Origin of the sequence: Pseudomonas versuta, assembly GCF_001294575.1 — a bacterium.
GTDB lineage: Bacteria > Pseudomonadota > Gammaproteobacteria > Pseudomonadales > Pseudomonadaceae > Aquipseudomonas > Aquipseudomonas versuta.
The window spans coordinates 4,747,195-4,763,159 of the sequence record NZ_CP012676.1; the positions used below are offsets into that span (position 1 = coordinate 4,747,195).

At 59.3% G+C, this 15,965-nt stretch carries 11 protein-coding genes; 3 read left to right on the top strand and 8 right to left on the bottom strand.

The annotated features are described in order from the left end of the window. Positions 1-8: 8 nt before the first annotated feature. The 7 genes from AOC04_RS21300 to AOC04_RS21330 form a co-directional block, all read right to left on the bottom strand. Positions 9-641 carry a class I SAM-dependent methyltransferase gene (locus AOC04_RS21300; protein ID WP_060696527.1) on the bottom strand — a complete coding sequence of 211 codons (633 nt, stop codon included), beginning with the start codon at positions 639-641 and terminating at the stop codon, positions 9-11. A 38-nt stretch (positions 642-679) separates the two neighbouring features. After that, complete coding sequence (locus tag AOC04_RS21305; protein WP_060696528.1) at positions 680-1,324, bottom strand: methionine ABC transporter permease; 645 nt, start codon at positions 1,322-1,324, stop codon at positions 680-682. After that, positions 1,314-2,435 carry a methionine ABC transporter ATP-binding protein gene (locus AOC04_RS21310; protein ID WP_060696529.1) on the bottom strand — a complete coding sequence of 374 codons (1,122 nt, stop codon included), beginning with the start codon at positions 2,433-2,435 and terminating at the stop codon, positions 1,314-1,316. The genes AOC04_RS21305 and AOC04_RS21310 overlap by 11 nt, the downstream gene beginning before the upstream one ends. Before the next feature lie 2 nt (positions 2,436-2,437). Beyond that, complete coding sequence (locus AOC04_RS21315) at positions 2,438-3,235, bottom strand: MetQ/NlpA family ABC transporter substrate-binding protein (protein WP_060696530.1); 798 nt, start codon at positions 3,233-3,235, stop codon at positions 2,438-2,440. A 98-nt stretch (positions 3,236-3,333) separates the two neighbouring features. Next, positions 3,334-4,695 carry an LLM class flavin-dependent oxidoreductase gene (locus AOC04_RS21320; protein WP_060696531.1) on the bottom strand — a complete coding sequence of 454 codons (1,362 nt, stop codon included), beginning with the start codon at positions 4,693-4,695 and terminating at the stop codon, positions 3,334-3,336. Further along, positions 4,695-5,891 (bottom strand): SfnB family sulfur acquisition oxidoreductase, encoded by a 1,197-nt coding sequence (locus AOC04_RS21325; RefSeq protein ID WP_060696532.1) that lies wholly within the window; start codon positions 5,889-5,891, stop codon positions 4,695-4,697. The genes AOC04_RS21320 and AOC04_RS21325 overlap by 1 nt, the downstream gene beginning before the upstream one ends. A 14-nt stretch (positions 5,892-5,905) precedes the next feature. Next, a complete protein-coding gene (locus AOC04_RS21330) occupies positions 5,906-7,147 on the bottom strand; it encodes an SfnB family sulfur acquisition oxidoreductase (RefSeq protein ID WP_060696533.1) in 1,242 nt (413 codons plus the stop codon). Positions 7,148-7,508: 361 nt separating this feature from the next. Here AOC04_RS21330 and AOC04_RS21335 point away from each other — a divergent pair, with 361 nt between their 5' ends. From AOC04_RS21335 to AOC04_RS21345, 3 genes are all read left to right on the top strand, one after another. After that, on the top strand, positions 7,509-12,602 hold the full coding sequence (locus tag AOC04_RS21335; RefSeq protein WP_060696534.1) for an RHS repeat domain-containing protein: 5,094 nt from the start codon (positions 7,509-7,511) through the stop codon (positions 12,600-12,602). Between the two features lie 444 nt (positions 12,603-13,046). Next, positions 13,047-13,979 carry an SdiA-regulated domain-containing protein gene (locus AOC04_RS21340; protein WP_060696535.1) on the top strand — a complete coding sequence of 311 codons (933 nt, stop codon included), beginning with the start codon at positions 13,047-13,049 and terminating at the stop codon, positions 13,977-13,979. Between the two features lie 134 nt (positions 13,980-14,113). Beyond that, complete coding sequence (locus tag AOC04_RS21345) at positions 14,114-15,013, top strand: SdiA-regulated domain-containing protein (protein ID WP_060696536.1); 900 nt, start codon at positions 14,114-14,116, stop codon at positions 15,011-15,013. A 95-nt stretch (positions 15,014-15,108) separates the two neighbouring features. Here AOC04_RS21345 and rpiA read toward each other — a convergent pair whose 3' ends face one another. Then, entirely contained in the window at positions 15,109-15,780 is a 672-nt protein-coding gene (gene rpiA, locus AOC04_RS21350) for a ribose-5-phosphate isomerase RpiA (protein WP_003444561.1), read from the bottom strand. Between the last annotated feature and the right edge of the window lie 185 nt (positions 15,781-15,965).

A 15,965-nucleotide genomic window follows, 5' to 3' on the forward strand; every position in this document is an offset into this window, starting at 1 on the left:
AACAGGATTCAGGCAGTGATTTTACGCCACACACTCACCAGCCAGGGCTGCTGGTCGCGGGGCAGGCCCGGTGGGCGATAGTAGTGCTCAAGCTCGACAAAACCCGCTTTGGTGAGCATCGCCCGCCAGTTCTCCAGGTCGTGATATGCCCCGTAACGCTGGCCATTCCAGCCTTCCTGATTGTCTCCCCGGGGGTTGGAACTCAGCAGTACGCCACCTGGTTTCAGGGTGGCGTGCAGTTTGCCCAGCACTTGTTCCAGCTCTTGCGTCGGTACGTGGAACAACGAGGCGTTGGCGAAGATGCCGTCGAAGTGTTCTGCAGGCAGTTCAAGCTTGAGAAAGTCTTGATGCCATACTTCACAGCCACTGTCCTGGCGGGCCATCTGGGTGAAGCGTTCAGTGCCGTCGAGCCCGACCGCTACATGCCCCAGGCGGGTGAAGGTTTGCAGATCGCGCCCCGGGCCGCAGCCAAAATCCAGAAGGGTAAATGGCGCGCTGCCCTGGATGTGCCGCAGCAATGCGGCGATGTTCTGGCTCACGTCGTGGTCGCGAGTCCCTTCGCGAAAGCCTTCGGCACTCTGCTGATAATGCTCCAGCGTGGTGGCAGCAATCTGTTCGAGGGTTTTTGCATCGAGGGTCATGGCAGGCTCGGTCGGCGGCAGTGGCCGCCGACTATACCTCAGCGTTTGTTCAGTACGCGGGCCAGGCGATCACCGCCAAGCTGAATCACCGCCACCAGCACCACCAGCAACACAATCACGGTCAGCATGACCTGAGTGTCAAAGCGCTGATAACCGTAGCGGTAGGCAATGTCGCCCAACCCTCCCGCGCCAATGGCCCCGGCCATGGCCGATGAGTTGATCATGGTGACCACTGTGATGGTGAAACCGCCGACAATGCCCGGTAAAGCTTCTGGCAACAGCACGTGCCAAATGATGTGGTGGCGTTTGCAGCCCATGGCCTGCGCTGCTTCGATCAGGCCGTGATCCACTTCGCGCAAACTGACTTCGGCGATCCGCGCAAAGAATGGCGTAGCCGCGATGGTCAGCGGTACGACGGCAGCCCAGACGCCGTAGGTAGTGCCGACAATCAGGCGGGTAAACGGGATCAGCGCCACCATTAAAATAAGAAAGGGAATGGAGCGGAACAGGTTCACGAACGCGCCCAGTGCCTTGTGCAATCTGGGGGCTTCATAGATTCCACCCTTGGCGCTGGTGACCAGAATCACCGCCAGCGGGATGCCCAATATCAATGCGATCAGCGACGACACACCGACCATCAAAAAGGTGTCGATCACCCCCTGCCATAAACGCTCATATCCCATAACCCACGACCTCGACCTGTTGTGCCCATTGTTCGGCGCGCTTGCGCAGTTCGTCCGCGCCCAGTGAGGAGCTGGTCACACTGAGCAACAGTTGGCCCAGGGCATGGCCCTGAATCTGTTCAACCCCGCCATGCAGCAGCCGCACCTGACCGCCCAGAGCGCTGAACAACGCACCCAGATCCGGTTCCTGGTCCTGGCTGCCGGTAAAACGCAGACGCAGAATCACACTTGAATGTGACGATGCCGGCTGCGCGCTGATGCGGTTTTTCAGGGCTTCGGGCAGGCTGTCTTGCAGCGGTGCGAGCAAGGTTTTGCTGACCTCGTGTTGCGGGTCGCCGAACACTTGCCACACCGGGCCCTGCTCGACGATCCGGCCTTGTTCCAGTACCACCACGCGGTGGCAGATATCGCGAATCACCGCCATCTCGTGGGTGATGAGGATGATGGTCAGGCCCAGGCGCTGATTGATCTCGCGCAGCAGGCCGAGGATCGACTGGGTGGTCTCCGGATCAAGGGCCGAGGTGGCCTCGTCACAGAGCAGGATCGCCGGGTCATGGACCAGCGCGCGGGCAATGCCGACCCGCTGTTTCTGCCCGCCCGAAAGCTGCGCCGGATAGGCCGTGTGCTTGCCTTGCAGGCCCACCAGCTCCAGCAGTTCTCGGACTTTTTGCTCGCGTTGCAGCTTGGGCACGCCTGCAACCTTGAGCGGCAGTTCGACGTTCTGCCACACGGTTTTGGCCGACATCAGGTTGAAGTGCTGGAAGATCATGCCGGTTTGCCGGCGCAGCGCCACCAGCCGGTTTTCATCGAAGTCACCGATGTCGGTTTGATCGATCAGCACGCGACCGCTGCTGGGTTGCTCCAGGCGATTGATGGTGCGGATCAGCGACGATTTGCCGGCACCGCTGCGGCCGATAATGCCGAAAATCTCCCCGTGCTGAATCGCCAGGTCGATACCCTTGAGGGCATCCACCGGTCCCTGGCGACCTTCATAGGTTTTGCCCACGCCGATAAAACGCACATGGGCCTGGCTCAGTTCAGGGTGCAGCTGGGTGTGGGTCGCGCCAGGCTGCGGCTGATCGAGCCGCTCGCGAGCAATAGCCACGTTCATGTTCAGTTATCCCAGCCAGGTTGATACAGGGTGCCGTAGGCCTTATCCAGCGAGGCTTTGACCACAGGCGAGTGCTGGTAGATGTCGACAAATTTTGCCAGTCGCGGGTCGTCCTTGTTCTTGGGCTGGATCACGAATTGAATGACGTATTCCGGGTGGTCGATGCCGTCAAACAACAGTGCCGAATTGGCATCGAAGTTTTTCGACAGGCGGATGTAGTGCGGGTAACCCTGCACCAGATCGGCATCGTCATAAGCGCGCACCAGCTGCACGGCTTCGACCTGCAGGATTTTGATGTTTTTCGGATTGGCGATGATGTCTTCTTCGGTCGCCTTGTAGCCTACGCCGGGCTTGAGGGTGATGAGGCCGGCTTTGGCCAGCAGTTGCAGGCCGCGTCCGCTGTTGATCGGGTCATTGGCGATGGCCACCGTAGCGCCCTGGGGCAGTTGGTCCAGGCTTTTGTATTTTTTCGAGTACAGGCCCACGTTGTTGATGATGCCTTTGGCATAGGGCACCAGATTAAACCCGCCGGCAGCGTTGGCGTTCTCCAGGAACGGGATGTGCTGGAAGTAGTTCACGTCGATGTCGCCGCTATTGAGGCTGACGTTGGGAGCGATCCAGTCGCTGAACTCGATCAGCTCGACATCAAGGCCTTGCTTCTTGGCTTCGCTCACCGTCGTCTCAAGGGCGGGAGCAAAGGCCGCCGTGGTGCCGACCTTGAGCGGGGCGTCGCTGGCGAACACGATGCCGCTGAACAGTCCGAGCGCCAGAACCAGTGGGGTTAAGTGTTTTTTGTGCATGGGGCAAATTCCATTCAAAAATTCAGAATTCAAATCCTGTGGGCGCGAGCTTGCCCGCGAGCATCTGACGGCTCGTGAGCAAGCTCGCTCCTGCAGGGTTATTCGGGTTGGCGGTAACTGGCGCCGGTATGCCGCCCGGGCAAGTGCGCGTCGCCTTCGGTAAACAGTTTTTGCCGCAGGCTGCCTACGTCATACGCGGTCTTGTAGGAACCGCGGCGCTGCAACTCGGGGACTACCAGGTCGATAAAGTCGACATAGCTTTCCGGCGTCACGATGCGTGTCAGGTTGAAGCCGTCCAGACCGGTCTCTTGGATCCACGATTCGAGCTCGTCGGCCACCTGTTCCGGTGAACCCACCAACGTCATGTAGCGTCCGCCCAATGCGTGTTGCTCAAGCAGTTTGCGGCGCGTCCAGTCGTTGTTTTGCAGCACTTTGGTGGCGGACTGGATGGCGTTGTTCTTCACGTACTGGATCGGCTCGTCCAGTTCGTAGTCGGCAAAGTCGATGCCCGTGGAGCTGGAAAAATGCGCCACTCCGGCTTCGGCACTGGCATAGCCCAGGTACTCTTCGCGCTTGGCCCGGGCCAGGGCTTCGGTGGGCGCGACGATGACGTTGAGGCCCATAAACAGTTTGATGTCATCCGGGTTGCGTCCTGCCGCCACGGCGCTGGCGCGAACCTTGTCGACCTGGGCTTTGGTCGCCGCCTTGGTCTGGCCACTGATGAACACGCACTCGGCATGGCGCCCGGCAAACACCAGCCCCCGATCCGAACTGCCAGCTTGAAACAGTACCGGCGTGCGCTGCGGTGAGGGTTCGCACAGGTGATAACCCTCGACCTGGTAGAACTCACCGGTGTGTTTGACCTTGTGCACCTTGTCGGGCCGGGCATAGATGCGCTGCGCCGGGTCGTTGACCACGGCGCCGTTTTCCCAGCTGCCTTCCCAGAGTTTGTACAACACCTCCAGGTATTCATCGGCCTGGTCGTAGCGCCGGTCGTGTTCGACTTGCTCGGTCAGGCCCATGGCCTTGGCCGCGCTGTCCAGATAACCGGTGACGATGTTCCAGCCCACGCGGCCGCGGGTCAGGTGGTCCAGTGTCGACATGCGGCGCGCGAATAAATACGGGGGCTCGTAGGTCAGGTTTGCGGTCAGGCCAAAGCCAAGGTTTTTGGTCACGGCCGCCATGGCCGATACCAGCAGCAGCGGGTCGTTGACCGGCAGCTGGATCGACTCCTTGAGCGGAACATCAACCGACTGTTGATAGACGTCGTAGACGCCGACGATATCGGCGATAAACAGCCCGTCAAACAGCCCGCGCTCCAGCAGCTGTGCCAGCTCCGTCCAGTATTCCAGGGTGTTGAATCGGGTGGAGGTGTCCCGTGGATGAGTCCACAACCCGTGGTTGATGTGGCCAATGCAGTTCATGTTGAAGGCATTGATCAGGATTTTCTTTTTGCTCATCAGATGGTCCCCCGCAATGGCGGGTTTACATCGTTCAGGTAGTAGTTACCTACCGCGTGATATTTCCAGCGCACCGGATCGTGCAGGGTGTGGACGCGAGCATTGCGCCAATGACGATCGAGCCCGTGTTCGGCAAGGGTGGCCTGGCTGCCCGCCAGTTCAAACAGGGTGCTGCCGGCGGCTAGCGAAATCTCGGTGCTGATGGCGCGCGCTTCTGCCACCGCTATCGAGGCGGCTGCCACGGTGCCGGCATGGGTATTGGCCTGGGCGATATCCAGCAGTTCACCGGCGCGCTCCAGCAAGGCTTCGCCAGCATGCAGACGCACACTCAGGCGGCCAAAGCTTTTCAGGGTCAGTGGGTCTTCGCTGGCGATATCGGTGGTGGCATCGATCCAGGGCCGGGTCTTGGTGCTTACAAAATGCAGCGCGTCTTCAAAGGCGGCGCGGGCGATGCCGGTGTCGATGGCTGCGTGGAGGATTTGCGCCAGCGGGCCAACCGGGGTCGGGCGCTCAAAGGCGCTTTGAAACGGGATCACGTCTTCAGTGGCGACGAATACATTGTCGAACAGCACGGAACCACTGCCGGTGGTGCGCTGGCCGAAGCCGCTCCAGTCGTCGATCACGGTCAGGCCGTCGCTGTCGCGGGGCACAAACGCCAGGTGCTGTACGCCGTTGTCATCGACTACCGAGGTCGGAATCCGCTGCGCATACAGGGCGCCAGTGGCGTAGAACTTGCGACCGGTAATGCGGTAACCGTCTTCGGCTTTGGCCAGATGGGTCGTACGGTCGTGGGCGGTTTTAGTACCTGTTTCGGCCAGGGCATTACCAAAGCGCTGCCCGGCCAGGACCTCGGCATACAGCCGCGCCTGTTGCGCCGGCGTGCCATTGACCCGCAGTACTTCAAGTGCATAAAAATGGTTTTGCGGGATTTGCCCCAGCGAGGCGTCAGCAGCAGCAATCAACGCCACCACCTGTGCCAGCGTGACATTGGACACACCGGCGCCGCCCAGGGCCTTCGGCACAGTGATGCCCCACAGGCCGGTGTGGGAAAACAGTTCGAGTTCATCAAAGGGCAGGCGTCGTTCGCGGTCGCGTACAGCGCTCTCGCGTTTGAAATGTGCGGCGAGCTCACGGGCGACGCTCAGGGCCTCGGCATCACTGCGGATGACCGGGACCTGTTTGGATATCAGTGACATGGGTATCTCCGTAGTCAAATCCAGGAATGCCGGGCAGGCAGGGTGCCGTTGAGGCGATAGGTGCCGATGGCGTGGTATTTCCAGCGGACCGGGTCGTGCAGGGTGTGAACCCGTGCGTTGCGCCAGTGGCGGTCGAGGTTGTACCGGGCCAGAGATGCGCTGCTACCTGCCAGTTCGAAGAGTTTTTCGCTGGCCAGCAACGACAGCTCGGTGCTCAGCACCTTGGCTTCGGCCACGGCAATCGAAGCCCGGGCGGCGGCCTGCGCGTCAATCGGCGCGGCGCTGACTTCATCCAGTACCCGGCCTGCTTTGCGCAGCAAGGCTTCGGCCGCGTGCAGCTCGATCTTCAATTTGCCGATGTCGGCGATGACATAGGGATCATCGCTGTTGCGTTCAACGTTGGCGTCGATCCACGGCCGGGAACGTTCACGTACAAAACTGATGGCGTCGGTAATGGCTTCGCGGGCGATGCCCAGATCGATGGCGGCCTGGATCAGTTGCGACACCGAGCCCTGAATGTTCGGGACTTCGCTCAGGCGCCAGCTGTCGATGACCAGTTCGTCATCGATTCGCACGTTGTTGAGCAACACGGTGCCGCTGGCGGTGGTGCGCTGGCCAAAGCCGGACCAGTCATCGACAACGCGCAGGCCGGGAGTACCGCGGCGAACAAAGGCCATGACCGGTTTGCCGTCGTCGTTGAGCGCCTTGACTGCGATCCAGTGCGCGAACAGTGCACCGGTGGAGTAAAACTTCTGACCGCTGATAACCAGGTCATCCTCGTCAGCGGTAATGCGTGCCTTCAAGTCGAGGGTATTTTTACTACCGCGCTCAGGCCCTGCATTACCAATGCGCCAGCCTTGCAGCACGCTGCTGAACAGTTGTTCTTTTTGCGACGGGGTCGCGGTGCTCGAAATCAGATTGAGAATGCCCACCTGGTTCTGCGGAATCTGCCCCAGCGCCGGGTCGGCAGCCGAGATAATGGCAAACACTTCAGCCAGGGTGACGAACGATACCTGTGGCCCGCCGAACTCGCGGGGAATGGAAATACTGCCAAGTCCACTGCGGGTGAACTGCTCAATAAGTGACCACGGTAATTTGCGTTGCTGATCGCGTTTTGCGGCGTGCTCACGGGCGGCGCCAGCCAGATCGCGTGCGGCTTGAAGGGCTTCGTTGTCGGTGCGCAGGATGTGCGCTGCGAGCAACAAGGGCGCGACATCCAGGTCGCTTTGCAGGTGTGCATTCGCCAGGTTCGACATCACTGCTGCTCCTTGGCTGCACGCAATGCCCTGGCGATTTCCACAAGGGTAATTGTGTTACGGACCATACCTACCTCGCATCTCATTGGAGCACCGCTTGAGCGGTGCGGATAAAAGCTGGAAAGTCCGGTGGTCCGGTGCATATACCCTAATTGAGTATAAAAATTAAAAGAACTAACTTTTAGGAATATGGATAGACGATTCGTCTTGCTGACGGTTGCGGTTGCGTCATCGGGTTGCGGCGCTCTTGCGCGAACGGGGCTTTTTGTCGCGTCGTTTCCTACAAGTCCTGCTCATTGTTGGCCTCAAGTCAGCGCTTTTATTTTGCTATTTCTTTCCATCGCGCTAAGGAATAGCCATCGTGACCAATCCAACTGACCACACCCCCGACACCCGATCCGCCGCCAGCCTGTTCAGTACTGGCGACGTTTATTCCGGTGCCTACAACTTCATGAGCAGCATCAGTGCCGGGGTCGACCCACGCACCGGTTCATTCTCGGCCTCGGTGAGCCTGCCCACCGGCGCCGCCAACGATCTGCGCGGGCCGATCAGCCAGCTGCGTCTGGGTTACAGCCCCTTGATGACCGAGGATCAGGGTTTTGGCCTGGGCTGGATGCTCGGCACCACGTCCTGGGACGGCGCCAGTCAGCAGTTGCAGCTCAATTCCGGCGAGCGTTTTCGCGGCGAGATTGTTGGCCAGGGCATGCGCTTCCCGGACGTTCGCTTGCCGGTGGTGACGGTTACGGTTCAGCGCCAGGAGATGTGGGTGCGGCATAACGACGGCACCTGTGAGCGCCTGATTCCATTGGCCGGGCATCCGAGCCTGTGGGTGGTCAGCACCCTGGTGGGAGCCGATGGCAGTGCCCTGAGTTTTGACTGGCGCTCGATCGGCAACGCGGCTTATTTGCAGCAAGTCAGCGATGCCCAGGGCCGTACACTGGTGGCACTTGCCTACGAAGGCCAGCTTACCCATCTGACTCTGCAACCCGACACTCCCTCACAGATGGTGATGACTTTTCAGCGCATCTCCGGGCAGTTGCGCCGGGTGACGGTGGACGGATTGCCCAATAACGGCTGGCAGTTTGACTACAGCACCGCGAGCTCGGGCTTGTTGTTGCTGAGCAAATGCACCCAGCCCACCGGTAGCACCGAGGAAGTGACCTACAGCGAGGCCAACGGCCTGAACCTGCCTGCAGGTGCGCCCTTTGCACGGATGCCGGTGGTCAGCCAGACCCGCAAGGACCCGGGCGATGGCCAGCCGGTGCAGCTGGTTCGTTATGACTACGGCCTTTATGGCTCCAACAATTACTTTGGCTGGCCGGCGGTGCGCCAGTGGCGCAACCGTGAGGACAATCTTTACCACCTGACAGGGGGTGGCGATTTCCTTTATGGCTCTACCGAAACTCTGATGGATGCCCGGGGTACTGTTTTGCAAACGGTATCCCGCACCTTTAACCGTTTCCATCTGCTGACCCGCGAACGCACGTTACAGGGCCAGACCCTGCAGGAAACCGAGACCACCTATTACGACGAGCCCTGGCTGCCGATTGCCCGGCAACTGCCTTACTTCCAGTTCCCGCACAAGGTGATTACCCGCAAGGCGCGGCTGGACGGGCAGCGGGTGCTGCGTGAACTGAGCACTGAAGAAGAAACCCGTTACGACGACTTGGGCAACCCGGTGTGGCACCGCAATGCATTGGGTGGCATTGAAGCGTCGGAGTATTACCCGGTCAGTGGTGAGACCGACAACTGCCCGGCCGATCCGTTGGGCAGGATTACCCGTCTGAAAAGTCGCACAGTGAGTCCGCCACCCGGCACCGAGGGTCCGGTGAAGCAGACTCAATATCGCTATCAATCATTGCCAGTACGTCAGGATGCGCCCGAGTTTGCACTGCCGACCTTTATCCAGAGCAGCGAGGAGAAACTGTTGCTGGTGGAGGGCGAAAAACGTACCGAGCTGGGCCGTTCCAGCCAGACCTTTATCGTCGATCCAGCATCGCCCCACCACGGTCGCATGCTCAGTGAAACTCAGACCGTGCAGGGTAAAAGCACCACCCGCTCCTACAGCTACCAGCTCAACCAAGCCCGCAATGCCCGCTCTCTTGAGCATGCAGTGCTGCAGGAAAACGTCACCGTCACCGGGCACGATGGGCATGAATCCAGCTCCCAATCCTCGCAAGATCTGTACTCGGGTTTGATGGTCACCGAGCAGACCGATGAGCAAATGCGCATCGCCTTTGCCCACGATGCCCTGGGCCGTGTAGTACAAGAGGTCGCCGCCCCGGATTCGGCGTTCGAGGCCGAGGTCAATTGGGCCTATTCGTTGTCAGCGAACGAACGCTGCCAGACCCGAATCGGCGCTTCCGGGCGTAAGGAAACCGTCTGGCTGGATGGTATGGGCCGGGAAATTCGTCGAGAAAAACAGACCGACAGCGGTGAGACTTATACCGCCTGGACTGGCGAATATGACGTGTTGGGCCGGGTATTTCGGGAGACCAGCTACGACCTCGGTAACGAAGACACTCCGGCCCTGAGCCTGAGCACCGAACGTACCTTTGATGACTGGGGCAATGTGCTGACCGAAACCGGGGCAGACGGCGTCACCCAACACACTGTTGCCGACCCGGTAGCCCTGACCGGCACCCGCTGGCAGACCGACGCCAATGGCGTGGCCGGGCCCAAAACCGTGACCACCCAGGGTCTTGATGGACAGCCTTTAAAAGAACAGGTGTTTTGCGCCGATGGACTGCTCCAGCACGAACTGAGCTGGCGCTATGACGGGCTGGGTCGCTGCATCAGCCAGTCCGATGCCATGGGTCGGGAGACCTTGCAGGAGTGGGATGTCCGCGATCGACTGGTGTCGACCACGCTACCCGACGGCAGCCTGATCAAGCGCACCTACGCCGAAGGCCATGACGGTGAATTACCGGTCACGGTGTCGATCACCCATCCTTCGCTAGGCAGCAATGAAGTGCTGCTGGGCGAGCGCAAATACGACGGTCTTGGCCGATTGGTGTGGGAAAAGATCGGCCAGAGTGTGTCTGAATGGCAATACGCCGAAGGACAAATCCACGCCCATACCCAGACCTTGCCCGATGGCACCCAGGTCCAGACCGAACGCCAGCCGGAACTGGGCGGGGCGCTGCTGTCGATGCAAGCGCCGGGCATCAGCGTGTTCAACAAATACGATCCGTTAAGTGGCCGTTTGCTGGAAACACAGGGCAATCTGGGGCTGCAAAAAGATCACTGGTCGCCGTCCGGCCAATTGGTGAAGGCCGATTACGCCTGGCAAGGCGATCAACCGCGCTCGCAACAACAAACCACCACGCCATCGGGCAAGGTCACACGGCTGACCGATGCCGACGGCGCAGAGCAGCGCTGCCAATACGATGCCTTGGGGCGCTTGAGCGTGCAGCAGGGGCCTGATGTCACCATCAGCGTCACCTACGATGCGGCCTCGCGGATTCACCAACAGCGCACCCAGGCAAAAGATGGCTCGCGGGACATGACCGTGACCCTGGGCTACGACAGTCTCGGACGTCCGGCCCGTCGTGAAACCGCGACCCGTACGCCCACCCGACAGTCCCTTGAAATCCAGACCCAGCAGTGGCGCAAGGACGGCAAGCTGATCCAGCGCGAATTGACCCGTGACGGTGTTCTGGTACGTCGTGAAACCTTCGACTACGACATCCGTGGCCGCATGATTTCCCATCGCCTTACAGGCCCATCGCTTCCCGAAGACGCCCACGGCAAAACCTACCGCGAGCAGCACTTCGAATACGATGCGCTGGACAATGTGCGCCGTCTGGAAACCGTATTGGCCGACGGCAGCGCAAACAATGTCACCACTTTTACCTACAGCCCCTCTGACCTCACCCAGCTGATAAACATCAGCCACAGCCGAAGCGATTACCCGGCGCCGGTAACCCTGGAGTACGACGCCCTCGGCAATCTCAAACGCGACGAACGCGGTAATCCACTGCACTACGACGCCCTCGGCCGACTGATCGGGGTAACCCTGCCTACAGGCGAGCGTCGTTGGCACTACGGCCCCGGTGGCAACATCATCAAGACCGAGGATGCTCGCGGGCCGCGCTGGCGTTACCACACCGGCGGCCAGCTCAGCTGCGAGACGGGTGAAGACACTCAAACCCGCTGGGTCCGTGCCGGAAATGTGCCGGTAGCCGAAAGCCGGCTGGCGTCGGCAGTGCGTGAAGTCATGCTGCTGGGCACCGATGCCCAGGGCTCGGTCACCACTGAAGCCCAGGACGGGATCAACCACCCGGTCTATGGCGCCTATGGTTCAAGCGTGGCCGGGACCAGCCGACTGGGCTATGCCGGGAGCCTGCGCGAGGACGTCACCGGCTGGTATTTCCTGGGCGACTACCGCATCTACAACCCGGCGCTGATGCGTTTTCACAGCCGCGACAGCCTCAGCCCCTTCGGTGAAGGCGGCCTCAATGGCTATGCCTACTGCGCCGGCGACCCGGTCAACCGCATCGACCCCTCGGGCCATTCGTGGCTGGACTGGTTGCTGCCAGCGGTGGGGATTGCGTTCGGGGTGATGGGCGCGGTGGCCTCATTCGGTGCCCTGGCGGCCCCCGCTGCGGCGTTGACCGCCAGTTACATCACCGCCGTGACCACCGCGACCTTAAGCGTGGTGTCACTGGCCGCAGACGTGGCCTCGATAGCCTTGCTGGCCACCGGCAATGAAAGCGCGGGTCGGATTCTGGGCTTTGTGGGTATGGCCACAGGTCTGGCATCAGCGGCGCCGTCAATCGCCGGGGCGGCGGCCAAGGGGGTCAAGAAAGCGGGCAAGTTTGTCGGCGCCTGGCAGCACAAGTTGCAGAACGCCGGTGGGGTGCCGGGCAGAGGTGGGATGGGAGTTCGAGGAGCCCGCCCCAGGCTCAACGTAGAGTTAGACTATATGCTGGAACAAGGAGGTATTCGGGAGCGTATGTTGTCGCACCTGTCCCGTGGTGATTTGCAAAATATAGGGCAAACCAACTCAGCCAACAGGGCCGCTATTTATCGACCTGGGTCATCCACTGCTGCCGTGCCACTGCAACTTCCGTCTCCAGAGCCCGTGAATGTTTTTTCGGGTCCTTACCTCTATCCTGCGGGAAGTGGTCAGATCGTTCATAACCCCGGTTATATTATGGAGGTGAGGCAAATTATATCTGGCTCTCATCCCCAGTATTACCCATGGCAATTGGGGGAAGCAGGCATCCAGAACCCGCGTCAATTAAGAATCGTAAGCAGTGCTCAATTAGACGGCCATGTTGACGCAATGGCCCGACATGGTAGAGCAGACCGGTTGAACATAATGGAAAGCCTCGCCGAGGCTGACAATCAATGGTTCCGCCAGAACCCTCTGCCTGCAGCTTCCCCCGCAGCTCCAGCTAATGCTCGTGCTCGGATAGCGCGGCGAGTTGAGAGATGTCGTATGACGTAGTCACAGGCATGGATAAATTTTAAAACACATGATCAGGATGGGGGGCGTTTTCTTCGCCCCCCTAATTTCATAGAGGTGTAAGTTCCAGGCCATTAACGCTAAAGAAGGGGGGGGTATTTAATGCTTTACTGCAAAATAAATAACGCCTGGAGATCCACAACTTGAGGACGCCCTCTACTTTGGGGAGCGTGAGTCCGTAAGGCCTGATAACTCTTGAGGCGCAGTTATAGAGTCCAGTACGCCAGCTCATATTATTCCTGCAATCGACGGGCGACTGGAGGTCGTACTTTCATCAGGAATCCGCATTCAGATGCATCCGGTATGCATTTCGCCGTTTTTATCATTTATTTCACACTGCATCCGCATAATGGGCTTGAGCCAGGCAGTCGGTTTGCCCGCTTTGTGATATTTAGACGTTGCCAAATTTCTAGGAAGATCATTCAAATGGCCTCAGATCCTCAGCTGACCCCGCCTGTACGCTCGCGCTTTAATCTGCGCTGGTATTACTGGCTTTTGCTGCTTGGCGCATTGCTTTATGCACTGTCGGCCATCATGCATTGGGATGACCGGGGTGCGTTGTGGGTGCTGGAGCAGTTTGAGAACCCGCAAGAACAGAACGAAAGCGTGTGGTTGCCTGACTATGTGGTGACGATAGATGCCAAGCCGTTACCGGGAATGGAAAAGGACGAAGCGTCGGATCTGGCTTATAACCCGCTGAGCAAAACGCTGTTTTCGGTGATGGGTAAAAACCCGTTCTTGGTGGAATTGACCCTCGATGGCGATGTACTGCGCAAAATTCCTCTGGTGGGCTGGAGCAACCCTGAAGGCCTGACGGTGATGGAAAATGGCCTGCTGGCCATTGTCGATGAGCGCGAACACTTGCTGACCATCATCAATATCGATGCGAACACCAAATCCCTGAATATTGCCGACTTCCCCAAGTACAACCTGGGGCCTTCCAGGAATCAGAACAAAGCTTTTGAGGCCATTGCCTGGGACCCGCGCCGCCAGCAACTGTTGCTGGGCGAAGAGCGTCCGCCGCAGTTGTATGTGTGGAAAAGCGATGGCAGCCAGACCCTCACTGGCACCAAGCAGAAAGTGCCTAGCGACGAGCTGGATTTGCGCAACCTGTCGGCCTTGAGCATTGATCCGCGAACGGGCCATACCCTGGTGCTTTCGGCAGATTCCCACATGCTGCTGGAGCTCGATGAACTGGGTGAGCAAGTCAGTTTCATGACCTTGCTTAGCGGCTTTAACGGTCTCAAAAAAACCATTCCCCGGGCGGAAGGGGTGGCAATTGATGAGAAAGGCACCCTGTACATGGTCAGTGAGCCAAATCTGTTTTATCGCTTCGAGAAAAATGCCAACAAGCCTTGAGCATTGACCGCCAGGACCGGGCCGATGCTAACGCAGGCAAGCCCGGGCCGCGCACACGGCGGGCCAGGTTGTTAAGTTTGAATTAATCCGGTCATGGTATTTCACCCGCCTGATTTTTCTTTGAGTTCGGCCCAATGCTCCGCTTCAATCGTTTTAGCGCTCTTGCTCTGCTTCTAACTCTGCTTGCTGCCGGTTTTGCCGCACAACATTACCGTCTGTTCGAGCACACCTGGTTCAAGGTCAACCGGCTGTGGCAACTCGCCAATCCCGCAGCGATCAATCTGGGCGAGTATCGCGCCGTGGTGCAAGGTCAGGTGATTGAAGGGCTTGAGGACGATGTCTCGGCACTGACCTACGACCCGCTGCGTAAAAGCCTGTTTACCGTGACCAACAAAAATGCCGAACTGGTTGAGCTGTCCCTGGATGGCCGGATTGTGCGGCGCATTGCCCTGGTCGGGTTTGGCGATGCCGAGGCGGTTGAGTTTATTGACGCCAATACCTACGTGATTGCCGACGAGCGTGAGCAGCGGCTTTTCAAGGTCAGGCTTGATGACAACACTCTGGTGCTCAATGCCCGGGAGGCGGAGCAACTGACGCTGGGGATCCATCTGCGGGGTAACAAGGGGTTTGAAGGGTTGGCATACGACTCGGTCGGCAAACGGCTGTTTGTGGCCAAGGAGCGTGATCCGATGCTGATTTACGAAGTGCGGGGCTTCCCTCAGGACAATCCCCAGATGCCGTCTGCCATCCACGTGGTAACCAATGCGCGGCGTGATGCCCGGTTGTTTGTTCGCGATCTGTCGAGTTTGCAGTTTGACGAGCGCAGCGGGCATTTGCTGGCTTTGTCCGATGAATCGAGGTTGTTGCTGGAGCTGGATATAGACGGGCGGCCTATCAGCACGCTATCGCTGAAAAAGGGCCGTCATGGCCTGAAAAAAACAGTGCCACAAGCGGAAGGTGTCGCCATGGACGACGAAGGGACGTTGTACGTGGTGAGTGAGCCGAATCTGTTTTACGTGTTCAAAAAACCATAAAACATAAAAAAACAAACTGTAGGAGCGAGCTTGCTCGCGAGCTTTTCAGCCGGCCATCAAGAGCTCGCGAGCAAGCTCGCTCCTACAAGTTTGGGTTAGCGGGTCAGGGTTTTCACGCCTTCAGCGGTACCCAGCAACAGCAGGTCAGCCGGGCGGGCTGCAAACAGGCCGTTGGTCACGACGCCGACGATGGCGTTGATCTGACGCTCCAGCTCTACCGGGTTGGTGATCTGCATGTTGAACACGTCGATGATGATATTGCCGTTGTCCGTCACCACGCCTTCGCGGTAAACCGGGTCGCCGCCCAGCTTGACCAGTTCGCGGGCTACATGGCTGCGGGCCATCGGGATCACTTCAACAGGTAGCGGGAACGCGCCCAGCACCGGTACCAGCTTGCTGCCGTCGGCAATGCAGATAAAAGTTTTAGCCACGGCGGCCACGATCTTCTCGCGGGTCAGGGCTGCGCCGCCGCCTTTGATCAGGTTCAGGTTTTCGTCGCTTTCATCAGCGCCATCGACATAGAACTCAAGGTCGCTGACGGTGTTCAGTTCGTATACCGGAATACCGTGGCCCTTGAGGCGCGCGGCAGTGGCTTCGGAGCTGGCCACGGCGCCGTCGAAGGCACCCTTGTGCAGTGCCAGGGCATCGATAAAGCAGTTGGCCGTGGAGCCGGTGCCGACCCCTACGACGCTCTTGTCATCCAGCTTTGGGAGGATGAAGTCGACGGCAGCCTGGGCTACGGCCTGTTTGAGTTGGTCCTGGGTCATGGGGGGCTCCGGGCGGGAAGGGGAACAGAAGGGCCCGCATTATAGAGGCAAGCGCCCGGTTGTGTGGCGGGTGTGATGGCAATAGGTGGGCGCTGGCTTGCCGGCGATTGAGATGGCCCTAATAAACCTTCCCTTTCGTGTGGTCGGTTGCGTAAACGCTGGGGTAGACTCCTTGGTCCCTGCCA

Coding starts and splice junctions, on each gene's coding strand:
- AOC04_RS21315 (WP_060696530.1), bottom strand. CDS start 3,235: ATGCACAAAAAACACTTAACCCCACTGGTTCTGGCGCTCGGACTGTTC.
- AOC04_RS21325 (WP_060696532.1), bottom strand. CDS start 5,891: ATGTCACTGATATCCAAACAGGTCCCGGTCATCCGCAGTGATGCCGAG.
- rpiA (WP_003444561.1), bottom strand. CDS start 15,780: ATGACCCAGGACCAACTCAAACAGGCCGTAGCCCAGGCTGCCGTCGAC.
- AOC04_RS21340 (WP_060696535.1), top strand. CDS start 13,047: ATGGCCTCAGATCCTCAGCTGACCCCGCCTGTACGCTCGCGCTTTAAT.
- AOC04_RS21330 (WP_060696533.1), bottom strand. CDS start 7,147: ATGTCGAACCTGGCGAATGCACACCTGCAAAGCGACCTGGATGTCGCG.
- AOC04_RS21320 (WP_060696531.1), bottom strand. CDS start 4,695: ATGAGCAAAAAGAAAATCCTGATCAATGCCTTCAACATGAACTGCATT.
- AOC04_RS21345 (WP_060696536.1), top strand. CDS start 14,114: ATGCTCCGCTTCAATCGTTTTAGCGCTCTTGCTCTGCTTCTAACTCTG.
- AOC04_RS21305 (WP_060696528.1), bottom strand. CDS start 1,324: ATGGGATATGAGCGTTTATGGCAGGGGGTGATCGACACCTTTTTGATG.
- AOC04_RS21310 (WP_060696529.1), bottom strand. CDS start 2,435: ATGAACGTGGCTATTGCTCGCGAGCGGCTCGATCAGCCGCAGCCTGGC.
- AOC04_RS21300 (WP_060696527.1), bottom strand. CDS start 641: ATGACCCTCGATGCAAAAACCCTCGAACAGATTGCTGCCACCACGCTG.